Here is a 22334-nt window from a genome sequence, read left to right on the forward strand (position 1 = left end):
TTTTCAATGACTCCCCAATACCGATGATCCCAAGCGTAAAACAGATCGAGTCGGCTTTCCGCCGTGTCCAAGATACGATAACCACATTCCTGACCAATGTGGGTGACGCGCCGTATCACGAAGACGAGTGGCACTACGAACGTGGAACCGGCGGCGGAATCACGCGCATTTGGGAGGGCTCGCCGGTCATCGAAAAAGGGGGCGTCAACTTCTCGTTCATTCGTGGGGCGTCTCTGCCGCAATCGGCTGCGACTCAATTCCGGATAGCGGAAGGCACTCCGTTTGCCGCTACCGGTGTAAGTCTGGTGATGCACCCGCGAAACCCTCACGTGCCCACGATTCACATGAACATTCGTTACTTTGAGGCGGGCGACGCCTGGTGGTTTGGGGGTGGAATTGACCTCACGCCTTACTATCCGGTGCGTCGCGAAGTCATTGCATTCCATCGCGCATTGAAGTCGATCTGCGATGCGCATGGCGAAGACTACGCGGTCCACAAACGAGCCTGCGACGAATACTTCTTCATCAAGCACCGTAACGAGATGAGAGGCGTCGGCGGCGTCTTCTTCGATCACCTGCGGACAAATCGCAAGCACAATCTGGAATTCGTCGAGGCATTGGGCATCGCGTTTCCGTCGGTTTACGGTCCGTTCATTGAAGCGAACAAGTGTAGGGCATACACCGAGGCGCAGCGAGAGTTTCAGTTGTACCGGCGCTCGCGATATGTGGAATTCAACCTCGTTTACGACCGAGGGACTCTTTTCGGTCTGCAATCGGGAGGGCGAATCGAATCGATTCTGATGTCCCTACCCGCCGTGGCAAAATGGCGGTACAATTGGAGTCCGGAGCCGGGCACGCCCGAGGCAAAATTGTCTGAGGTGTATCTGAAGCCGGTGGATTGGGCGAATGCGGTCGCGGAGGGTGAAGAATGAGAAAAGCGGCAACACCGTCGGGGGTGTCACCCGAGCGCCGCTATAGCATTCGCGAGGTGAGCGAGCTCATCGACGTTCCCGACTACTTGTTGCGGCAGTGGGAAGATCGTTTCCCTCCGCTGCGTCCGAAGCGCGACCGGGCCGGACGCCGTTACTACATGGCCCCCGACATCGAAGTCGCCCGACGGATTAAGCAGCTGATTCGATACGAGAAAATGACGATCGAAGGCGCGCGTGTGCGCCTCCAACAAGAACTCCAGGGCGAAGGCAGGCCGCGCACGCGCAAAGAAGCGCTCGAACTGATCGACACGATCGAGTCCGAGATTGACGCATTGTTGGACATCCTGGAAGCGGACTGAATTACCCCATGCATACCTCTCACACCTACGAAGTCGAGACAGCCACAACCCTTTTCTCTTTTCTGACGGAGCGATTGCCGGATCAGAAGCGCACAAACATCAAGAAGCTGCTCAAGTTCAAGTCCGTCTTCGTGAACCAGAAGCCGGTAACGAAATTCGACCATCCGCTTCTGCCGGGCGACTTGGTGCATATCAAGGGACACAATCCCGAGAAATCAGGCAAACGGCCGCCGTTTACCTTGCAGATTCTCCATGAAGATAAAGACATCATCGTGGTTGTGAAGCCGCCGAAGCTATTGACCATCGCCACGGAGAAAGAAAAGACAAACACCGCGTATCACCAGTTGTGGAATTACGTGGAGTGGCAGAATCCCCACCGCGGTGAACGCATTTTCATCGTGCATCGTATTGACCGAGACACCTCCGGGCTGCTTGTGTTCGCGCGCACCGAGGCGATCAAACGCGTCTTGCAGGAACGCTGGGACGAGGTGGAGAAGCGGTATTACGCGGTCGTGGAAGGGGTGCCTAAGAAGAGCGAAGACGTCATCGAAAGCCACCTGCGCGAGAGCGACAAGAGCCTGAAGGTCCACAGCGTAGCGCCTGCGGACGATGCCAAGTATGCGGCCACGAAGTACAAGGTGGTTAAGGTCGGCGACGACTATTCGTTACTGGATATCACGCTACTGACGGGACGCAAGAATCAGATTCGCGTTCACCTGGCCGATCGAGGGCATCCGGTAGTGGGCGATAAGAAGTACGGGGCTACATCGAATCCTGCGAAAAGGCTCGGTCTTCACGCCTATCACCTGTCGTTCATACATCCGACGACCGGTAAACGGATGGTGTTCTCCAGCGAATTGCCCCCCGAGCTTAAGAAGCTGCTGAAACTTAGCAACGAAAACAAAGCAGAGGCGCTTCGGCAACGCCCTCCAGCGCAGCGTGACGATCGCGCCAGGCCAAAGCCAAAACGCAGTCAGCCTGCAAGGCCGAAAAGACCGCGCGCGAAGTCTTCGGAGAAGGGTCGTCCCGGGACATAGCCGCGCACCCACTCGCCATCGATTAGCAAGTATGGGACACCTAACTTGCCTGTCTTCGTCTGCAACTCTTCGCCATATTCGGGGTTTTCGCGTATGTCTCGGTTCTCATACGGAATACCATGCTTATCCATAAACGCTTTCAGGTTCTGGCAATCCCCGCATAGTTTTGCCGAGTACATGATAATTGACGTTGGCATTGCTCCATCCTCCACAGGAAAAGGACAACGGGGGCGAACTGCGTAGTCCGCCCCCGCCGTGCCTGTCTTAACAAACAGCCTTTAGTTCTTCGGATATTCCGCGACGCGGATGTCCTTGAACGATAGATCGGTTGTCGGATCGTGGCCCTGAAGGTGTATCGTGCCGGGACCCGTCACGTAGCCCGCTTTGCCTTGACCTTCTTCGGACACAGGGCGCATATCCAGGAAATCGCTAACGAGGTAGCCGTTGATCCAAACGCTCGCCTGCGGGCCTACGCATACAACGGTCTTGTAGAACCACTCGCGCCCGCTCGGGACGACCTTGCGTGTATTCTGGTTGCCATAGTTGCCGCCCGTGCCATAGTCCACGGGTGCGTTGCGGTTGTCGCCTTCCCACTCATTGCGGACTTGCGACTCGTAGCCTAGCCAGAATTTGCCCACAGGCCCACGGAAAAACACGCCGCTATTCAGAGGCTTCGGCTCATCGGTGGAGAAGATCGCCAACTGCAGAACGAAGTCTTTGTAGACGTTCGCGGTCTCGATTTGCCCGTTGCCATCTTTGATATTCAGAGCGCCGTCAACCACGGTGAACTTCGACTTATGCCCGGGAATGATGTTCCAACCGTCGAGATCTTTGCCATTGAAAATGGGCTTCTCGCCAAGGGGGCGCAGCTTCATTTCGGCGACTTCGACCTTTGCTGGCCCTTTGGAAGTGCCGTAATAGAAGATGCCGATATGGCCAAATCCTCGGCCTGAAGTCAGTCCTTCAACCGCCTTGCCATCGACCGTAGCCGTGACCGTGGTTCCTTCGGCCTTCACTTCAACGACTTTCCAATCACCCTTACCATCTTTGGGTTCGGTGAGATTAATCACCGTGCCGCCGGTTTCCGCCGGATGCCCATCGAGGCTCGTGCGCACAGCCAATCCCGCCGAGTGTTCGGGGGCGACGCGAATCTTTGCCTTCAGTTCGAAGTCGGCAAACGGCATTGTCGTAGCCAACCAGCCGCCCGCGCCGCTGTCGCGCACGATGTTCGTGTCCGCAACCTTCCACTGCGCGTCGCCCAATTGGATCCAGCCGAAGAGGGTTTCGCCATCGAACAAGCTCACCCAGCCTTGCGCGGCTTCGTCTATTGTCGGCAGTTTTTCGGCCACCTGCGCCTGCGCGACGGCCGCTCCGCCCGCAATCAGCGCCACGGCAACCAGCGCCGTTAGTAATCGTTTCATGCCCATCGTATACGGCTCCTTTCCGCAACCATCGTTATGAGTTTGCGCGAATGCGCATCAGAATCCCCACTATCATACGCCTCGACGGCGACCGCTTCCAACGAAATCTCACCTACGAAAACGCGTCGCGAATCTTGGAGTAGATACCGCCGAAAGCGCCGTTACTCAGAACGAGTACAATGTCGCCGAATTCGGCATGCACGAATAAATCGTCTACGATCGTATCGACGTCATCTCTGTACGCCGCGTTGACTCCACGTGCGGCAAGTTCACATACGAGCTCGTTTCGATCGAGCCGTTCGTCTTCGGGAATTGAATTGGCGCGATGGATGGGCCCAAGCCACACCGAATCGGCGTTGGCGAACGCGTCCGTCAATTCGCTTTGAAACCGGCGCGTAACTGTCGTGTTTGACCGTGGTTCGAAGACTACGGACAGTCGCTGCCCCGGCCATCGCATACCGGCCGCTGCGATGGTCTCGCGGATAGCCGTGGGATGATGCGCGAAGTCGTCCACGAAGGTTATGCCATTGAATCTGTGAAAGACCTCCATGCGACGGCGGACCCCTTTGAACCAAGGCATCACACGCTCGATAGCCCTGCCATTCGCGCCGAAATGCGCAGCCACGGCAACGGCAGCCAATGTGTTTTGGAGATTGTGACGCCCGGCCAGCGGCACATCGAGTTCCGCCCAGACTCTTCCGGCCCGAAGCACATCGAATCCAATCAAACCGCCGGCCGTTCGCTCTTCACGAATCACGCCGCGCCATTCGGCGTTGTCCGCGAATCCATACGTGGTGACCGGGCAAGGCGCATAATCCTTCAGCGACAAGGCTCCCTCCTGATCCGCGCACAAGACCAGCAGGCCGTGTCGAGGGATTTGTCTCAGCATGCGTTGAAACGCAAGGTGAATCTCGTCGAGGTCGTGATAGATGTCGCCGTGATCGAATTCAACCGACGTTACTACGGCGCATTCCGGAACGTAGTGGAAGAACTTCGCGCGCTTATCAAAGAAGGCGGTGTCATATTCGTCACCTTCGATGATAAACGGCTTGCCTTCTGCGCCCAGCCTCGCGGAGTGGTCGAAATCAAGAGGCTGGCCTCCAATGAGAAATCCCGGTTCAAGACCCACGCGGTCAAAGAGGTAAGACGTGAGCGCCGTAGTCGTCGTCTTTCCATGGGTACCGCTGATGACAATCGAACGCCGTTGGCGGAGTACCGCATCCTTCATCCACTCGGGCAAGCTAACGTAATGTAGCGTTCGTTCAAGCGCGGCCTCCACCTCGGGGTTGCCGCGGCTTAGCACATTTCCCAATACGACAACATCCGGCTCCCAATCGAGGTTGGCCTCGCTATAACCGCTAGCCACGGGCACGCCCAGCGCCGCCACCATTTCGGACGTCGGCGGATAGAGTGGATTGTCGCTTCCGCGCACTTCCCACCCCGCTTCAATAGCCAGGCGCGCTCCCGCCACCATGGCCGTGCCGCCAATGCCCGAAAAATGCACGCGCGGCGCGCGATTCAACTCACCTAGAAAAAGCAATGCAAGGCTCCTTGCTCAATTCGACTGACTACTCATGCGTTTCATCTATTCGATTTCCAGATCCCAATGACGAGATTTGACATGCTGAACCAAGGAGTTGCCTCTAAATCACGTGGCAGATTGCCCGCTTTGGTTACGTTTGCGAGACAAGCTCCACTTGATCTGTCCCCATGCCAATGGAATCTTCGAGACATACACAAACACAGCATACCCCATGGACACGGCAATGCCATGTCCACGGCGGAGCATCTGCGCGGTCTTGCGCAGTACCATCAGAATCACCAGGGCTGCTACAACCGCTTTCGCGCTCAATGGTGCAGTGATGAGCACAACAACGGCCAGAAGCAGAACCAGTGCCCAACCAAAGTTCGTTGTGCGTTCGCGTACCCACATCGGGTCGTCGCTTCCCGCGCAACGCGCCGCAATCTCCGCGTAGGTCTCCCCGTGGCGCACGTACTGCCGCCAGTAGTCCTCGATATGGCGAAAACCGATGTCGTGCAGTGCCATGGGACGATTGAGGTGATAGATGAGCCGCTTCTGCTCATTGCGAATCCGCCAGCAAAGCAACGGTTCCTCGCCGTAGCGCACATCTTCCGGGAAACCACCTGCTGCCTCGAATGCTTCGCGCCGGAACATGGCCGCGCCGCCGCACGTGGCTACAGGGCCCTCTTGCGGATTCCAGTCGAGCTGCATTACACGGAATAGGATTCTCGTATTGATTTCCTGAAGATTTCCATAGACCGCGGCCACTTCCGGGTGCAAATCCAGGAATCCGATGGCGGCGGCGGGCCAATCGGGGTCCAGTACCATGTCGCCGTCAATGAACTGGAGATAGCGTCCCTGCGCAGACTTTGCGCCGAGATTGCGATTTTCCGCCGCGCGCCGCCGGCGTTCGCCGCCGAGAAGAAGGTCCACACCCACGCCTTCTGCGATTGTCCTGCTGCCGTCTGTCGACCCGCCGTCAACATAGATCAACTCGTATGTGGTTCGAGGGAGCGGACACCGCCTCACGGAATCCAGGCACGCGGCAATGTTCCGTGCCTCGTTGTAGCCGATGACGACAAACGAGACGTCAGGAGAAGGGTATTCAGCTTCGTCGGACAAGGCAGACATTGTTGCGAATGAACCTGGTTAGGTCTCTATTCCCGATTGAGTCGCGTCATCATAGTCACGCCCTGCAATACGTGCAAACCCGCCATACGGCGGAATTTGGGGTCAAGGCTCGCGTCTTGTAAGAGACTTCTGACGCATTGTGACAAGCTGGAGCGGCGTCTCATCATTCCTATACACTGTTCGCGCGTATGCGGCAAGGAATGCAAATAGAATGTTCGACGAGGTTGCCATGATAGTGGCGACCATCGTCATGGCGTGTGCCGTCGTGTACTTGGCCCTGGTTTCGGGCTATCTCCTCTTTCTGACATTTGGCGCGTTTTTGTTACATCTCAAGCCCCTACGCGAGGCGCAGCCACTGCGCATCGCCATCGCTGTGCCTGCTCACAACGAGGAACTTCAAATTGGCGCATGCGTGAAGCAAATCCTCCATGCCAACTATCCCGCCGATAAGCTTGGGATCTTCGTTATCGCCGACAACTGTTCGGACGGCACAGCCCAGGCCGCGCGCGAGGCTGGAGCCACGGCGCTGGAGCGCCACGATCTCACGTTACGTGGAAAAGGTCAGGCGTTGGACTGGTTCCTGAAGGGGCACAAACAGCAACTTGAATCGTTCGACGTGATTGCCATCGTCGATGCCGATACGCTCGTGGACAGAGACTTCTGCCGCGCCGTTTCCGCCGCTTTCGCTCACGAGTCTGTTTCCGCCGTCCAAGGATTCCATGGTGTGTCGAATCCGGGCGCGAACTGGCGCACGGCCCTGACTTTCGCTGCGTTTTCGCTGGTCAACGGATTGCGTCCCGCGGGCCGCACCTTCTGGGGCGGCACCGGCGATCTGAAAGGCAACGGTATGGCGTTCCGTTCATCCCTGTTGTTGCAGACAGGCTGGCCTGCGCACTCCATTGTCGAGGATATGGAGTTCTCGATGCGGCTGTTGCTCGAAGGCACGCGCGTCCAATATGTTCCGCGTGCCATCGTTATCTCCGAGATGCCCACGACTTCCGCTCAGGCCGATCCCCAGCGCCGGCGCTGGGAAGCCGGGCGCATTCAACTCATAAAGACGTTTTTACCGAGACTGCTGGTCGCGTTCCTTCGCGCGCCACGATGGCGCTATCTTGACGCGATACTGGAACTGATGGTCCCTCCGCTGTCGCTTCTGGTGTTCCTCGAACTCGTCCTGTTGGCCGTGTCAGTGTTTCTAGTTCCGGCATATACACTTCCCGTAGTTGGCTGCGGATTCATCATTGTTCACTACGTCGCATCGGGATTGTGGCTGTGCCGTGCGCCGGCCAATGTGTGGCTTGCGCTGGCGGCAGCACCGGCGTTCTTGCTGTGGAAGATACCGTTCTACATCAAGCTGGCGTTTACCAAGAAGCCACAAACGTGGGAACGCACGCAACGGCAAGCGGAGATCGATCGGGAGTCAAAGCAATGATAAAGGAAATGACGGATGCTCAGACGGTCTGCCGTACTTGTCATTCCGAGCGAAGCGACGAATCTGGCACACGGATCGATTCTCGTCCCAGATTCCTCGCTTCGCTCGGAATGACAATGGGGAAGTCTGAGACATTGGAGTTCAATCGTGTAAAATGAGCGGCGTGGGTACCGACAGATCTGTATCACCCTTGCGCGCGGCCGTACTGGGCGCGGGGCAAATCTCCGCGGAGCACATGCGGTTCTTGCAGCGCTCGTCGCGAGCGCAATTTGCCGCCGTCTGCGATCTATCGAACGCGCTCGCGCGTTATTCCGCGGACCGGTTCGGCGCGGAGCATGCCTACACCGAACACGCGCGCATGCTCGAAGAAATCAAACCCGACGTGGTTCATGTGCTTACGCCTCCACATACCCACGTCGCGTTGGCGGCTGAGTGCCTCAAGGCTGGCGCGCACGTAATCGTCGAGAAACCCGTTGCGCCGACCAACGCCGAATTCCGCGCGCTGTGGACACAGGCCCAGCAGTGTGGCCGCGTCTTGGTGGAGGACCACAATTACCGGTTCAACCAACAAGCCTTGGCCATCGAGACGCTGGTGAATGACGGCGCATTAGGAGATATTCGTGAAGTAGAGGTGCGGATGGCGCTGCCCATCACGGAACCCGGGGGTGCGTTCAGCGACACCAATCTGCCGAACCCATGCCATCGGCTGCCTGCAGGCGCGTTGCACGATTTCTTGCCACACCTCTGCTATCTCGCGTTGCGATTTCTTCCGAACGTCGAGACGGTAAAGGCGGCATGGCGCAAGCAGAGTGACCATCCCTTGTTCACCTATGACTCGTGTGACGCCCTCGTTGTGGGTGGCGGCGTGCACGCGCGGCTTCGCTTCTCCAGCCATCAGAGTCCCGATTGTTTTGCGCTCATCGTGCGCGGATCGCGCGGCTGGGTAGAAACGGACTTCTTTCAACCGTATTTTCGACTGAATATTCCGCGATCGGGAGGCAAGCAACTCACACCGCTCGTAAACCAGTTCGTGAACGGCGCGGGGCTGATGAAGGCGAGTCTCCGCGGGTTCATGAATAAGATTCGCCGGATTACGCCTCTTGAAGGCCTGCAGACTTTCCTGGATCGCACCTACACGGCGCTGCAAACGGATGCGCCGCCGCCCGTGACCTACGAGGACATGGATCGCACGACCTCGCTTATTGACGCCTTGGTTGCCGAGGAGAACCGCATATGAGCACGCGGTTTCTGGTGACCGGTGCAAACGGGTTTCTGGGCCGGTACGTAGTTGCGGAAGTGTTACGGGAAGGCTATCGCGTGCGGGCCGCGATGCGTCCCGGCGCCGATGTAAGCGCGCTGCCGTGGGCGGAGCACCCGAATGCGGAAATAGCACGTCTTGATTTGCGGTCGCGAAACGGCATTGTAGACGCTCTCAACGGTGTTGACGCCGTGATTCACATCGCGGCTGCAGTCGGTGGAGACTTGTATGCGCAGCTTGCTTCGACGGTCGTTGCCACCGAAAACCTGCTCGAAGGCATAGTGCAGGCGGGTGTACGCCGACTCGTGCAGATTAGCTCCTTTTCGGTATACGGGTATCTCGACAAACCAGCCAACTCAATCCTGGACGAGTCGAGTCCGATGGAACATCGCATTTACGAGCGCGACGACTACTGCCTGACAAAGGTCCTGCAGGAGAATCTTGCACGCGACTACGCCATGCGTCACCAACTCGCGTTGACCGTGGTACGCCCCGGCGTCATCTACGGAAACGGCCACTTGTGGACCGCATGCCTTGGAGCGGAAGCGGGGTCTCAGACTTGGATTCAGATCGGTTCAAGTGCTCATCTGCCCATGGCCTACGTCGAGAATTGCGCCGAGGCGATCGTGCGGTGTGCGACTCTCGACGACGCGGTGGGTGAGACCATTAACCTGGTCGATGGCGAAGGACCCACACACGCCGAGTACATCGCGAGGCTGCGGTCGCGCCTGACGCCGCGTCCGCGAGTCATACCAGTGCCATGGATTGCCATGCGCATGCTGGCCGCGTTTGCTCAATGGACCAATCGATTGGCTTTTGGCGGCGAGGCGAAACTCCCAAGCATCCTGGTGCCCTGCCGGTTGCACGCGCGCTGCAAACCGCTTCGTTACACCCATGCCCACGCACAAGACGTTCTCGATTGGCAGCCGCGCTACACCCTGGATGAAGCGCTTGACCGTAGCTTTCTACCGGAGGCGGATTTGCTTGCGGTCGATAGGCCTGGCGGAGGTTGGGAATGAGCAAACCGGTACGCGTGGCTTACATGACGGGCGAATACCTCCGTGTGTCGCCGTTTGTATTCATCCACCGCGAAATCGCCGCTTTGCGCGAATTGGGAGCTGAAATTGAGACCCTTTCCGTGCGCGGCATTCCGGAGAGCGAGTGCGTGAGTCCGGAGCAGCGAGCCGAACGCTCCACGACTCACATTCTGGTTCCTTTCTCATTCACGCGATTGATGAGCGTGCACGGGCGTCTAAAGCTGGCATCGCCATTGCGATACTTCCGCACATTCGCGCTTGCATTGAGGACACGCGCACCGGGCATCAAGGGCCTGCTCTATCAGATTGCTTACTTCATTGAGGCCGGGTTCGTTGTCGACTTCATGCGCAAACACGGCCTCACGCATCTGCACAACCACCTTGCCGACTCGAGTTGTACGGTGGCCATGCTTGCTTCCGAACTCGGCGGTTTCACGTTCAGCTTCACGTTACATGGACCCGGCATCTTCTTTGAACCGGACCGCTGGCGGCTCGACGCCAAGTTTGCGCGCGCCTCGTTTGTTGCGTGCATCAGCCACTTCTGCCGCAGCCAGGCCATGATCTGGACCAAGCCCGAGCGCTGGGATCGCCTGAAGATTGTGCACTGCGGGGTCGATACGCGCCACTACACGCCGCGCACGCACGAGGGAAAAGCAAAACGTCTGATCTTTGTGGGCCGCCTCGCCGCTGTGAAAGGAGTTCCAGTGTTGCTGGAAGCCTTCGCCGCGCTGGCAGCGATGCACCCTGAGTTGACACTCACACTCGCAGGCGACGGCCCCGATCGCGCATGGATCGAATCGTATGCGCGTGAGCGCGGAATCACGGACCGGGTGACGATCACCGGTTACGTGTCACAAGAACGGGTGCGCGAGTTGCTCGCGGAATCCGATGTATTCGTGATGGCGAGCTTTGCCGAAGGAGTCCCTGTCGTGCTTATGGAGGCGATGACAACCGGTCTGCCCGTCGTCACGACGCACATTGCCGGGATTCCCGAACTCGTCGAGGATGGCGTGTCCGGTTATCTGGTTCCGCCCGGCGACAGCGCATCGCTCACGAGCCGCGTTGAAGCCCTGCTCGGGGATCCCGCGCTCCGCAACCGGCTCGGTGCCGCCGGTCGCGCAAAGGTGCTAGCAGAGTTCGACTCGGCGAAAAATGCGCAGGGACTTCTAGTTCACTTCGGTGATTTGGGGAAAGCATAGGCGGGATTAGCTCACGTAGTCAGAAAAGCGGGACACGAAGCGTTCCGCCCTGTCCGAGAGTATGCCGCGCTCCCACTTGGTCGTTTCCGGACAGTCACAATGTCAACCATGAATCAGGCAAAACGCAATCATTCGGCCTTTTTATCGCAAATTCGCCGACCGCGTTGTTCTGGTGTTATACTTGATCGAGCGAAATTAGAGCGCAATTTCCTGGCTAAAGACTGTGTTTAACGTCGTATGATTGAATTCGAATGTATACAATGCGGGACCAGTCTGCGTGTCGAGAACCGGCACGCAGGGCGCACGGCATGGTGCCGCCGCTGCAAACGGCCCGTACTCGTCCCCGTTAACGCGACGCCCATCGCCGACCAGCCGGATGAGTTTCCAACGCCCGTTCCTCCGGCGCAACCGGTTGCCAGACCCTATTTTGAGCCGTCGCAACCACCAGCCTTGGAGGAACCGCAGGAAACAGCCATGCCTGCGCCTGTAAAGAGGGGGCCAATCCAAGCGATGGACACGGACCCGCGTAATGCGGCGTTGCTGGCGGAAATCGAGCGGCGCGGTCGGGTCATTGCACAATTGACCGCAGAGGTTGAGGCGCTTCGTCAAGCGGCGGAAAGCCGTGCGCGCGAGGGCGATCTGCTGGAAGCTGAGTTGGCCGCCGCGCGAAAGATGGCACTGTCCGGCGTGCAGGACACGGGCCGCGAACGGGCGATGATTGAAGAATTGAATGCCATCATCAGCACGCAGCGGGAACTGCTCGTCGAGAAGGACGAGAAGATCTACAAGCTCGACGCGGCGCTGCGCCGGGCGACGCGTTATTCCGCGGAAACGGACGGCAATACGGAGTTGCCGGATGTTCCCCGTACACTCGAGGACCAGACCGAGGCGGGTGGTTATGAAGAGGGCGCCGAAGGTGGAGATGCGCGGGCAAACGTCGAATTGGATGAGGCGCGCCGGCTGGCACAGCACCGCTCACTGGAGATTCGTTCGCTTCGAAATGCCCTTGACGATATGGCCGCCAAGTTCGACCGTGTGACGGTTGAATTGCGTAATGCTGTGCTTAAATTGACGGAGACACAGCAGGATAATGAACGTCTCGTGTCGGAACTGGCTTCCGCGCGAGATAGGCTGCGTGAAAAGGAATTTGAGGGGGAACGGTTCTCAACGGAGCCGGCGCAGGCACCTGCCGAGTCGATGGAACCTGCTCTCCTGGAAGAGTCCTTGTCCTCTCCCGTACAGGTCGAAGTGCGCCCCGAACCTGTTTGGGCCACGGCCCCGGTGCCGCGCCCCGAACCGGTGCGCGCCTACAGCCCGCCGGTTACGACGCCGGCTTCAGATATGCCCGCGCAACCCGCCACCGACATCCAGCACGACCAACGTGTGCTCGTGGATGCCCTGCTTCGATTCCTCGGCCGACGCTGACCGATTCGCCGTGGGAGTCCGTATCGTGCGAAGCACCCCCCTTTCAAGGTAAGATACGGGTATGCAGAGGCTAGTTGTCACATGCGTTTGCGGAGAACGTATTCAGGTACCCCGCTCGGCCATTGGCCGCACCGGGTTATGCCCTGCTTGCGAACGCCCCATCACCATACGCTCTCAGAACGCCACACCCGCGCGAACGCAGCCCGCACCGCGCGCCGTTGAGGTTTCCCCCTCCGTGCCGGTTCCCGCGTCGTCCGTCATGCCCGGGCCTCTGGCCGCAAATCGTGTCATGATGGCAGCCGACGATTCGAAGCGGCGCTTCAGTCAAGCGGTCGATCTGTACTTTAACGGACGTTACGCGGAATCATTGACGCTCTTCGATGCTCTCGTGCAGGAGTTTCCGGATCTGGAGGAAATCAAGACGGGCCGCGCCCTATGCTTGGGAGCCTTGCGCAAATCGCCGGCGCTTGCGCTGGAGCATCAGCCAAACGACGGTCGTTCTCAGTCACCGATACGCCCCATGTCTGGACGTCAACCGCAACAACCGACGCCACAGGCGCCGCCCATTCCGATGCCGCCGCCCCCGGGTTATGCGGGCGGATACGTGCCTGCACCCCAGTATGAGGCCCAAGCGCAGCAGCACCCGTATGTGGCACCGCAAGCGCCGCCGGTCTATGCTCCTCCGCCCCCCATGCAGGCGCCACCCGTGCAACCGTATGTTGTGCATCCCCAGGTTGCGCCCCAGGCATATACAGCGCCTCCGGCGTACGTGGTGCAGCCTCCTCCGGCTCCGCCGAGCCAGCAGGTTTACGTGGCGCCGCAACCAGCCTACGCTCCACCACCTTCGTACTCGGCACCGGCTCCAGCACCGGTATACGCGGCACCGCAACAGGCATATTCACCGCCCGTTGCGCCTATTGCGCAGCAGCCTGTTCCGCCTATCGCGCCCCAGCCGGAAGCGATCGCGCAGCACGTACCGCAGAGCTATGCTCCGGCGAGCACGACCTATGCGTATGAAGCTCAGGCTACGCCGAATTTGTCGACGGCGCATGTGCAGCCGATTCAGCCACCGGAGCAGGTCGCGGCACCTGCCGTTTCGACTATGCCGCCAGTGCCTTCGGAGCAGACCGCTCCACAGGTGGCCATACCGGCTCAGCCTATGCCGGCAGTCGTGCCGACTCCCGCTGAGTCCCCTGTCGTTCAGGCTGGTCCTCCTGCGGAGGCGACTCCGCCGCCACCGAAACCGCGCGAGAAACTGCCGCTTCCCGATACGCTCGACGAGGAGACGTTCAAGCGCGTGTTGCTCGACAAAATGATCAACGGCGAATCGGACGACATTCAGCTTCGCGCGACCGAATTGGCCGCGAAGGTATTTGGCTATACGGACCAGGAGTTCAACGAGGAACTTGCTTCGATGCAGCGATTGCTGGATTCGAGTGAAGTTACGGACTACGAGTTCCGGCTTCCCGACATCAAGATCAAGCAATCGGTTGCGGTCAAGTCGTCCAAACAGACAACCGCCGAAATGCCTGGAGAGGTAGCGGCTACGCCTGACGCCAATACGGAGGCGAACGTCGAAGGTGTAGTTGAGGAAGACGCTGCAATGTCGGAAACAGACGTGGCCAATGAACAGGCGGAATCGGACGGAGACGTACCTGTCGCCGTTCAGGGCGAGTAGCCGGTTGAGAAACGAGCGGCGCAGGGGAATCTGCTGCATCTTTCAATGGTGTAACCGGGTAGGCTGAGGGGAAACGTCGTGAGTAACCGGCCTTTGCGCATCGGTCTCGACGTAAGCTGCATTGCGGAATCCCCCATGACGGGAATCGGCTACGCAGCCCTCAATCAGTTACGTGCGTTGCTTCGCCGCGTTGAAGCGTTTGAGTTTCATCTGTTCGCGACGGGTGACCGCTCCGGTAAGGCCAACCTTGAGGATCTGCTTCCCTTCACGGCCAGTCACGCGATCTTCCGGCGCGCACGGCTGGTCAAATACCACCTGTGGACGCGTTTGTCCTGGCCTCCGATCGAATGGTCCTGTGGACCTCTGGACATTGCGCACAATTTCTCGCATCACACACCTGCGACGAAAGAGGCATTGCGCGTGGTTACGGTTCACGATTTGTCGTTCTTGCGACATCCTGAAACACACACGGCGCGCACCATCGAAGTACAGACGCGGCTCGTACGGCAGGTTGCGCGTGAAGCAGACGCCGTCGTTGCCGTGTCACAATCGTGCAAATCGGAAATGGTCGAACTGTTGGGGATACCCGAGGACCGGATTCACGTGGTTCCCAACGGCATACATCCTGAAGAGTTCGCGGGTCCGCTGGATTCGGAGACTCTGGACGTGCTGAAGCAAAGGCTGGGCATCTCGCGCGAATACTTCATCCAACTCGGGACCGTCGAGCCGCGCAAGAACATTCCACGCTTGGTGGAAGCTTACGCCCGGCTTCGTGAGAAACGCCGAGAAGTCCCTCAACTGGTCTTTGTCGGCAAACCGGGATGGAAGTGCGAGGCCAGCTTTCACCCTATGAAGCCGCTCGCCGAAACGAAAGACATTGTCTACGCAGGTTACGTCGACCGAAGCGAAGCGGTGCTTCTGTTGCGCGGTGCGCTGGCTTGCGTATATCCGTCGATCTATGAGGGTTTCGGACTGCCCGTGCTCGAAGCCATGGCCGCGCGGACACCCGTAATCACCTCCAACACATCGTCGATGCCGGAAGTCGCCGGAGACACGGCCCTATTGGTCAACCCCACCGACGTCGACTCCATCACGTGCGCTCTCGAGCAGACATTCGATGACCGCATTGCCGCCGACTCTCGAGCCGAGGCCGCATTCACGCGCGCCCAGACCTTCACGTGGGAACGCTCCGCGGAAACGTTGGCGGGATTGTATCGTACGCTCGCGGACAAACGAGGCGCGCGGTAACCTGACACAAACCCGTTTTCATGGTGTACAATGCACCTTCAGACTCATGTTTGGGCGCACGGACCCTTCGCGAAGGAGTAGACCATTGAAAGCAGCATTTATCAATCAAAACGGCGACCTTGATGTTATCGAATTTGGAGAGGTTGCCGATCCCGAACCCGCTGAGAATGAAGTGGTGGTCCGGCTCCAAGCGGCGGCTCTGAATCATCTGGACATATGGGTTCGGAAGGGCAGACCGGGCGTCGAACTCAGTATCCCTCACGTGCTCGGCTCGGACGGGATGGGAACCATCAGCGCGGTCGGCAAGAACGTCACAACCGTGCGAGTGGGCGATTCCGTTGTGATCAACCCTGGACTCTCGTGCGATGCATGCGAGTACTGCCTTCGCGGGGATCAAAGCGAATGCCTTTTTTTCGGTATTGTAGGCATGAGCAGGCCAGGGACCTTTGCCGAATACGTCGCCGTGCCTGCGGTCAATGTGCAGCCGGCTCCAGCACACCTCAATCCTGCCGAGGCGGCTTCGCTGCCCCTTGCTCACATCACGGCGTGGCACATGCTAATGTCGCGAGGCAATCTGCGTGCGGGCGAAACCGTGCTGATCCACGGAATCGGCGGCGGCGTGGCCTTGGCCGGCCTGCAACTTGCCAAGATGGCTGGCGCTGAAGTCATCGTTACGTCATCGTCGCAGGATAAGCTTGACCGTGCGCTGCAACTCGGCGCGGACCACGTCATCAACTACCGCACCAATCCCAATGTTGCAGCCGCAGTAAAGGATCTAACCGGCGGCCGCGGCGTCGATCTCATTCAAGACACAACCGGCGCGGCGACGTGGCCAATCAACTTCAGTTCCATACGACGCGGCGGACGCATCGTGCATTGCGGCGTCACGACGGGCAAGACCGTCGAGGTCGATATCTCCGCTTTGTACTGGAACCACGTCACCGTGATGGGCTCGACCATGGGATCGCACGAAGACTTCCGCAAATTGCTGCGAACAGTTTCGAGCACAAAACTAAAACCCGTCGTCGATTGCGTGTTCCCTCTGGCCGACGCCAAGTCCGCCGTGGGCAAAATGGAAGTGGGCGAACAGTTCGGCAAGATAGTCCTCGACGTGGTGGGTACCTGGCGCGAATCGTATACAGTTCCCGCATAGTCCGCATAGGGCGAACATTCCGCAAGCATCGACGGGACGCATAATTTGCTCGATAAGGTCTTATTATTCTGTAGGCAAAGTGCGCAGAACGTGCTATACTCCTGCTGTAAGGCAGCATGGGGACGCTGAGGATCGAAATCGCATCAGACGCGTGTAAAGAGGGGGCTTAATTCCGGACACGCGAAACGACGGCGCTTTGATGAGTGTACGTTGCGAATTCGGATCGTAGGGGCAAGTTCCAGTCAACGGCCGTCAAGCTCGTCCGGGGCCGCGCAGGCTACACACACCAACACGTCATAGCACATCGAGTTTCTACTCCGGATTAAGGGGGCCGGTAGTGTTTCCCGGCGAGACCCCCTTCTCCCGGGACTGAAGCGGTAGCGCACGACAGACTGCCCAACCTGCAAGTCACCCTCGCAGTTTGTCGCCTCCATGCACGACCGCTTCAAGGGCGGCGTCGGTGGAGGGCGCCGCCCTTTTTGTTAACTTATTGTATTTAATGTCTTATGTGTGTCCTGCCGATAAAAAATATCGGGTTAAATTAACCCCAATACATAGCTGATTCCTTTCCTGAGTCAACAGCAACCATCGTCAATTCGCCAATCCTTCTTCTTCGAACCGATGCCGTATGGAAAGTCCCGAGAAGACTTATCGACATAGATCTGCGGAAAACTCAGGCTGGTGTGGATTAAGTTGGCACAGTAGCTACAAGTGCCCCCAAGAGCGTGGGGGACAGATTCAGTCAGATTCCGACCCCGGGCAGGGTAGAGTCGCCGAAGATTTGCGAGCAAATGCCTGGTCATTCGAATGAGGTTGGAATTCAATATCGCGCCAGAATCCAACAGAACGCGAATGGTATGGATGTCCCTTTGCGCCCCAGCAAACAGAAACCAGTGGAGTTGACAAGTTCATTCACAACCCATTTACATCTCTCGATTCGTCGATCCTTGCCGTTCATTAGTGAGTTTTAAAGAATTCTGTATCCGTTTTGCTTCGACTGTGTATAAGATGGGGCATGGCTACACTATCCAACGATTTGCGCGAACGAATTGTGGCGGCCTATGACCGAGGAGATGGCACCCGCCAGCAGATTGCGGAGCGGTATGACGTCTCGCTGGGGATGGTCAAGAAACTACTTCAACAACGGCGACTTACCGGTGACATCTCATCCCGGCACCGCTTTTCTGGCCGCAGGCCCACGATTACGGTGAAACATGAGCAGCTGCTCAGGCGCCTGGTTCGAGAGCACCCGGACATGACGCTGGTGGAATTGCGTAATGCCGCTGGACTTTCGTGTACACCGCAGGCAATTCACTACGCCCTGGAGCGGCTTGGCTTGCCACTAAAGAAAAGACGCTCTGTTCCTCGGAATTGAATCGGCCCGACATTCGAGTAAGTCGGGAAGACTGGTTCAAGGCCATAGGCCATGTGGCGCACCATCGCTTTCTATTTATCAACGAGTCTGGTGCGAAAACGAATATGACCCGTCGCTATGGCCGTGCACCGCGCGGTCAGCGCGCCTATGATCGCGTGCCGAGCGGCCGTTGGGAGACCACCACAATGATCGCGGCGATTGGCCGCAACGGTGCACAAGCGCCCTGGGTGCTTGATGGACCAATGTATGGGACGGCTTTTGCAGTATGGGTAGAGCAGGTCTTGGTTCCCACCTTGGTGCCCGGCGATAACGTGATCATGGACAGTCTTTCCGTCCACAAGAACGTGGCCGCGCGAACAGCCATTCAATCAGCTGGAGCCCCACAGTCTGGGATTTGCCGCCGTACAGTCCTGACCTGAACCTCATCGAAAAGATGTTGAGTAAAATCAAAACCTTCCTACGCAAGGCAAAGGCACGAACTCCAGAGACCTTGTGCCAGGCAAGCGGCAGCGCCTTCGAGCAAGTCACCAACAAAGACATCATGAATTTGTTTGCCTCGTGCGGCCATAATTTAATTTAAAATGCTTTGTATACTTGATCCCTTTGGTATGCGTCTTTGTGATCTTCTGAAAACAGATACATTGATAGATCTCAGCGTAAATGGACGGGTGGGTGTATCGCGCAACTATATGTCAGTGTATGCCGATATGAGGCGAGTCAAGCTGGCCGTATCTGATTATTCCAGTCGCGATTCATGCTACAATGGACCTGCTTTCAGGGGAGCACTTCAAAGTCAGAGGGCTTTGGGAGGGGAGTTTGGCTGGACACTCTCTGCTTCTGGTCACCGGTGCTGAAGCACTGACTGCTTCTTTGGCTGGTTTCAAGCAGGCCCGCGGCGGCGCCACTTCAACATTGGCTTGGGTGACTACGGGCGCATACACGCTGGCAGCCTTTCTCTGCCTATGGGCGATGCTGCGACGCGGTGCTCAGAGGGACGGGCGTTCCGGCAATTCCGCAATGCTGTGGCTAGCCTTTGGAATCGTCATGCTTGTCCTGGCGGCAATCAGGCAGTTGGACATGCTGGCGTGGCTGTGGCAACTGGGAAAGTCCTTCGCAAAGGCATACGGGTTGTATGAGGAACGTCGCGTCATACAAATCGCTCTGCTGGGGCTTGTCAGTGTGGCGGTCACAGGGGTCTTCCTATATATGTTGCGGGTGACCAGGGGCTGCGTCATCGAAGACACCATGGCCTTGTGTGGCATCCTTTTCATCCTTGGATTTGCATCCATCCGCGCCACCTCCCTGCATTATTTCGACATCGCGCTTGAGTGGCATGCGGGCGGTGTCACGTTAAGCTGGGCTTTGGAGAACAGCGGCATTCTTATGGTCATTGCTGCCGCACTACTGGCCATACGGCGTGTTCCTCCTGTCCACTATATTCAGTTTGACAAACCAGCCTATGGCGGCACGGGGACCAGTCAGGCGAGGCCAGGAAAGAAGATCATAGTCTTTCGCGATGTGGATGATTGATGATTGCCCGTTTGAGGGACTGCAGGATTATCGCAGAAGGATGAGGGAAACCGGCACCTAGAACCGTGGACTCTACTGCAACGAACGTAGGCTGACCGCCACCGGCACTTACGTCACTGCGCTCTCGGGGGTGTATGAGCATTTCGTCAGACGCAGCGCTCGCAGGTCACAGGATTCCGAATCGGTTACTGTGGGTAAATGACGCTGCAGACTTCGTTGGCGGGTGCGAACAATACATCTTCAACACCGTGCGTTTGCTTCGTGAGCGCGGTATTCGTTCAACCCTCCTATACGATTGCAGACACCCCCGTTTTTCCACAGATTTCGCCGTTGCGTTTGACCAGGCGTTCCCGCTTGTTAATGCCCAGGTACAAGTGCGCAGCATCAAGCCTGACGTCATATACATTCATCGCCTGTCAGACACGAGTGCGCTGCGCGAACTCAAGGAAACGGGTATCCCAACGGCGCGGTTTTTCCACGACTATCAGATATTCTGTCCGCGGGAGCACCGGTACAGCACGATTGGATTGCGCACCTGCCGTAAACCCATGGGAATGCGGTGCTATTTTCCCTGCCTGGGTTTCATAAACCGAAGCGAAAACGGAATTGGCATTCGAATGACCCCGGTTCGAATGCTGCTTGCGCAGATAAGTCAAAACAAGAAGCTAGATGCCTTCATTGTGGGTTCGCAATATATGGCAAAGCTCATTGCAGAGCACGGCTTTGAGTCACGACGTATTCATGTACTCCCTCTATACGTGCTTCCCCCGCAAGACGCGGTCGAGGCCACTAGAGAGTCCGACCTAATCCTGTTTGCCGGGCAGCTTATCCGCAGCAAAGGCTTGGATACCCTCCTCAGAGCCATGGCAGCAACGACGCGCCCGTGCAGGCTCGCAATCGCGGGACAGGGCAGGCAGGAGCATGTGTTTCGCGAAATGACCCGGAGACTTCATTTGGAGAGTCGCGTTTCCTTTCTCGGCAGAATCCCCCACGAAGAGCTTGCTCACTGGTATGCCAGGGCCGCCGCCGTTGTAGTCCCGAGCCGATATCCCGAAACGTTCGGTTTGGTCGGTCCCGAGGCAATGCGCTACGGCGCCGCGGTAATAGGGACCACCGTAGGTGCAATCGAGGAATGGCTGGAAGATGAGCTGACAGGGTTCGCAGTGCCGCCCAATGACCCCATCACCATGGCCTCTGCCATCGACCGCATCACCGCCGACCCCAATACGGCCATCACCATGGGCTCGGCCGGCAAGCGGCGCTGCGCGGAACGGTTCTGTCCACAGCGGCATATTGATTCGTTGCTGGCACTATTCGGCTCTTTAGTCGCGAGAGGAGGGGACTGTGCCTAACCCGTACGGCAGGTTTACCGTGTGTGGGTCTTCTGCCGTAGAGGAGCTGTTGACAGCGCTGGCGACGGATGCTGCACGGATGGCGGAGGCTGCCCTTTCCCCCAGCGAATACAGAGCTCTGGTCATCATAGGCGGATATGGGCGTGGTGAGGGAGGTGTGGAGATTGTGAGTGGCCAGGAGAGGCCTCACAACAATATCGACTTTTTGCTAATCGCCGAGACGTCGCGGCCTGCGAAAATAGCGGCCCTTCGCCACCGTCTCCTGGAAGCGTTTCAGCCGGTGATGCAGCAGTACGACCTGGAAATCGATTTGAGCGTAATCGGCATCTGGCAGCTCCGGTTCTCACCGACTCTTATCATCTGGTATGAAACCCGCTTCGGGCACAAGACAATTCTAGGCGACACGAACTTTGTTCCTTCATTAAGTCAATTCCGCCTGGATCGGATTCCGTGTCGTGACGCACTACGACTGCTTGTAAACAGGGGTACGCTGCTTGTCATCAACGACCAACTGCTTGACAAAAACACCGATCCTTCCTCGCAAAAACGGCGCATTACGCGCAATATCATGAAGGCCATTATCGGCTATGGCGATGCACTGCTCTTTGTACTCGGCGACTACGACTGGAGCTACGTTGAACGAAAGCGACGAATGAAGCTCCGGCACGAACTCCCGCCGGAATTCCGTCAGTGGTATGACCGGGCCGCAGAATTCCGATTCTGCCCCAACTATGAGTACTATGATTCCTGGGACCTCGCATCGTGGATGGAGAATCTGCGGGATATTCTCGAGCCCATCCATCGCCAATGTGAAGAAAAGCGACTTGGCCTCGACCATTTAGCGTGGGAGGAGTATCCTGCGCACGCCTCGGCCCATGCGCTGCTCGATGAGCCTATGTCTATCCGTGCATGGGCGCGTAAGTCGGCCAACTTCTGTAAGAAGGCGCAATGTCCACAAGACCTGGGCATCCGAGGGAGAATGGGATACCGTGCTCTAGGCGTCCGCGGACGCTATCCGATAGTGTTCCCGGCTATCGCTTACCGCATGAAGGAAGCCCGATTGCGGGAGTTTGCAGCGAAGGTGTTGAACTCTGATGACACCACCTACAAAGCCCTGCGAGAGGCCTATCTCAGATTCTGGTGCGAGGAGGTGGACATAAACGCGTACTCATCGCTTCGCATATGGCAGCCTCCGAACTTCCAGGAGAACGGGGTGTGAAAGCGAACGTCTGTGAGGTGAGTTCC

20 protein-coding genes are annotated in these 22334 nt (G+C 57.8%); 16 read left to right on the forward strand and 4 right to left on the reverse strand.

What is annotated here, in order from left to right; genetic code table 11:
* Positions 1-23 precede the first annotated feature (23 nt).
* Genes hemF through K1Y02_03665 form a run of 3 tightly spaced genes read left to right on the forward strand, consistent with a single transcriptional unit; the run spans position 24 to position 2328 of the window.
* Complete coding sequence (gene hemF, locus K1Y02_03655) at positions 24-932, forward strand: oxygen-dependent coproporphyrinogen oxidase (GenBank protein ID MBX7255436.1); 909 nt, start codon at positions 24-26, stop codon at positions 930-932.
* On the forward strand, positions 929-1291 hold the full coding sequence (locus tag K1Y02_03660; protein ID MBX7255437.1) for a MerR family transcriptional regulator: 363 nt from the start codon (positions 929-931) through the stop codon (positions 1289-1291). The genes hemF and K1Y02_03660 overlap by 4 nt, the downstream gene beginning before the upstream one ends.
* An 8-nt stretch (positions 1292-1299) precedes the next feature.
* Positions 1300-2328: an RluA family pseudouridine synthase gene (locus tag K1Y02_03665; GenBank protein MBX7255438.1), complete on the forward strand. Its 1029-nt coding sequence runs from the start codon at positions 1300-1302 to the stop codon at positions 2326-2328.
* On the opposite strand, the gene K1Y02_03670 is transcribed toward K1Y02_03665, so the two are convergent.
* The 4 genes from K1Y02_03670 to K1Y02_03685 all read right to left on the reverse strand — a co-directional run bounded on the left by K1Y02_03670 (position 2265) and on the right by K1Y02_03685 (position 6402).
* Positions 2265-2525, reverse strand: coding sequence for a glutaredoxin family protein (locus K1Y02_03670; GenBank protein MBX7255439.1), 261 nt, complete (start codon positions 2523-2525; stop codon positions 2265-2267). The genes K1Y02_03665 and K1Y02_03670 overlap by 64 nt on opposite strands.
* An 81-nt stretch (positions 2526-2606) precedes the next feature.
* Entirely contained in the window at positions 2607-3749 is a 1143-nt protein-coding gene (locus K1Y02_03675; protein ID MBX7255440.1) for a DUF1080 domain-containing protein, read from the reverse strand.
* 112 nt (positions 3750-3861) lie between these two features.
* Positions 3862-5289: a UDP-N-acetylmuramate:L-alanyl-gamma-D-glutamyl-meso-diaminopimelate ligase gene (gene mpl / locus K1Y02_03680; protein ID MBX7255441.1), complete on the reverse strand. Its 1428-nt coding sequence runs from the start codon at positions 5287-5289 to the stop codon at positions 3862-3864.
* Positions 5290-5397: 108 nt separating this feature from the next.
* Complete coding sequence (locus K1Y02_03685; GenBank protein MBX7255442.1) at positions 5398-6402, reverse strand: glycosyltransferase family 2 protein; 1005 nt, start codon at positions 6400-6402, stop codon at positions 5398-5400.
* Between the two features lie 211 nt (positions 6403-6613).
* Between K1Y02_03685 and K1Y02_03690 the strand changes: the two genes are divergently transcribed.
* From K1Y02_03690 to K1Y02_03750, 13 genes are all read left to right on the forward strand, one after another.
* Positions 6614-7834, forward strand: a complete 1221-nt coding sequence (locus K1Y02_03690) for a glycosyltransferase family 2 protein (protein MBX7255443.1) — start codon at positions 6614-6616, stop codon at positions 7832-7834.
* A gap of 154 nt (positions 7835-7988) precedes the next feature.
* Positions 7989-9071: a Gfo/Idh/MocA family oxidoreductase gene (locus K1Y02_03695; GenBank protein ID MBX7255444.1), complete on the forward strand. Its 1083-nt coding sequence runs from the start codon at positions 7989-7991 to the stop codon at positions 9069-9071.
* A complete protein-coding gene (locus tag K1Y02_03700) occupies positions 9068-10111 on the forward strand; it encodes an NAD(P)-dependent oxidoreductase (protein ID MBX7255445.1) in 1044 nt (347 codons plus the stop codon). The genes K1Y02_03695 and K1Y02_03700 overlap by 4 nt, the downstream gene beginning before the upstream one ends.
* Entirely contained in the window at positions 10108-11328 is a 1221-nt protein-coding gene (locus tag K1Y02_03705) for a glycosyltransferase (protein MBX7255446.1), read from the forward strand. Before K1Y02_03700 ends, K1Y02_03705 begins: the two co-directional genes overlap by 4 nt.
* 237 nt (positions 11329-11565) lie before the next feature.
* Positions 11566-12753 carry a hypothetical protein gene (locus K1Y02_03710; protein ID MBX7255447.1) on the forward strand — a complete coding sequence of 396 codons (1188 nt, stop codon included), beginning with the start codon at positions 11566-11568 and terminating at the stop codon, positions 12751-12753.
* A 61-nt stretch (positions 12754-12814) separates the two neighbouring features.
* Positions 12815-14431 carry a hypothetical protein gene (locus K1Y02_03715; GenBank protein MBX7255448.1) on the forward strand — a complete coding sequence of 539 codons (1617 nt, stop codon included), beginning with the start codon at positions 12815-12817 and terminating at the stop codon, positions 14429-14431.
* 78 nt (positions 14432-14509) lie between these two features.
* Complete coding sequence (locus tag K1Y02_03720; GenBank protein MBX7255449.1) at positions 14510-15679, forward strand: glycosyltransferase family 4 protein; 1170 nt, start codon at positions 14510-14512, stop codon at positions 15677-15679.
* An 85-nt stretch (positions 15680-15764) separates the two neighbouring features.
* Entirely contained in the window at positions 15765-16832 is a 1068-nt protein-coding gene (locus tag K1Y02_03725) for a zinc-binding dehydrogenase (GenBank protein MBX7255450.1), read from the forward strand.
* Positions 16833-17847: 1015 nt separating this feature from the next.
* Positions 17848-18207 (forward strand): IS630 transposase-related protein, encoded by a 360-nt coding sequence (locus K1Y02_03730; GenBank protein MBX7255451.1) that lies wholly within the window; start codon positions 17848-17850, stop codon positions 18205-18207.
* Between the two features lie 104 nt (positions 18208-18311).
* Positions 18312-18626 (forward strand): transposase, encoded by a 315-nt coding sequence (locus K1Y02_03735; protein MBX7255452.1) that lies wholly within the window; start codon positions 18312-18314, stop codon positions 18624-18626.
* 397 nt (positions 18627-19023) lie between these two features.
* Entirely contained in the window at positions 19024-19737 is a 714-nt protein-coding gene (locus K1Y02_03740) for a hypothetical protein (protein ID MBX7255453.1), read from the forward strand.
* A 134-nt stretch (positions 19738-19871) separates the two neighbouring features.
* Positions 19872-21089, forward strand: a complete 1218-nt coding sequence (locus K1Y02_03745; protein ID MBX7255454.1) for a glycosyltransferase family 4 protein — start codon at positions 19872-19874, stop codon at positions 21087-21089.
* On the forward strand, positions 21082-22308 hold the full coding sequence (locus K1Y02_03750) for a hypothetical protein (protein ID MBX7255455.1): 1227 nt from the start codon (positions 21082-21084) through the stop codon (positions 22306-22308). Before K1Y02_03745 ends, K1Y02_03750 begins: the two co-directional genes overlap by 8 nt.
* Positions 22309-22334: the final 26 nt, after the last annotated feature.

It is taken from the genome of Candidatus Hydrogenedentota bacterium (assembly GCA_019695095.1).
Lineage (GTDB): Bacteria > Hydrogenedentota > Hydrogenedentia > Hydrogenedentales > SLHB01 > JAIBAQ01.

Bases quoted from the DNA above. Each gene is read 5' to 3' on its own strand.
- K1Y02_03665 (MBX7255438.1), top strand. From the start codon at position 1,300: ATGCATACCTCTCACACCTACGAAGTCGAGACAGCCACAACCCTTTTC.
- K1Y02_03675 (MBX7255440.1), bottom strand. From the start codon at position 3,749: ATGAAACGATTACTAACGGCGCTGGTTGCCGTGGCGCTGATTGCGGGC.
- K1Y02_03660 (MBX7255437.1), top strand. From the start codon at position 929: ATGAGAAAAGCGGCAACACCGTCGGGGGTGTCACCCGAGCGCCGCTAT.
- K1Y02_03690 (MBX7255443.1), top strand. From the start codon at position 6,614: ATGTTCGACGAGGTTGCCATGATAGTGGCGACCATCGTCATGGCGTGT.
- K1Y02_03715 (MBX7255448.1), top strand. From the start codon at position 12,815: ATGCAGAGGCTAGTTGTCACATGCGTTTGCGGAGAACGTATTCAGGTA.
- hemF (MBX7255436.1), top strand. From the start codon at position 24: ATGATCCCAAGCGTAAAACAGATCGAGTCGGCTTTCCGCCGTGTCCAA.
- K1Y02_03730 (MBX7255451.1), top strand. From the start codon at position 17,848: ATGGCTACACTATCCAACGATTTGCGCGAACGAATTGTGGCGGCCTAT.
- K1Y02_03705 (MBX7255446.1), top strand. From the start codon at position 10,108: ATGAGCAAACCGGTACGCGTGGCTTACATGACGGGCGAATACCTCCGT.
- K1Y02_03735 (MBX7255452.1), top strand. From the start codon at position 18,312: ATGACCCGTCGCTATGGCCGTGCACCGCGCGGTCAGCGCGCCTATGAT.
- K1Y02_03745 (MBX7255454.1), top strand. From the start codon at position 19,872: ATGAGCATTTCGTCAGACGCAGCGCTCGCAGGTCACAGGATTCCGAAT.
- K1Y02_03670 (MBX7255439.1), bottom strand. From the start codon at position 2,525: ATGCCAACGTCAATTATCATGTACTCGGCAAAACTATGCGGGGATTGC.
- K1Y02_03700 (MBX7255445.1), top strand. From the start codon at position 9,068: ATGAGCACGCGGTTTCTGGTGACCGGTGCAAACGGGTTTCTGGGCCGG.
- K1Y02_03710 (MBX7255447.1), top strand. From the start codon at position 11,566: ATGATTGAATTCGAATGTATACAATGCGGGACCAGTCTGCGTGTCGAG.
- K1Y02_03685 (MBX7255442.1), bottom strand. From the start codon at position 6,402: ATGTCTGCCTTGTCCGACGAAGCTGAATACCCTTCTCCTGACGTCTCG.
- K1Y02_03695 (MBX7255444.1), top strand. From the start codon at position 7,989: ATGAGCGGCGTGGGTACCGACAGATCTGTATCACCCTTGCGCGCGGCC.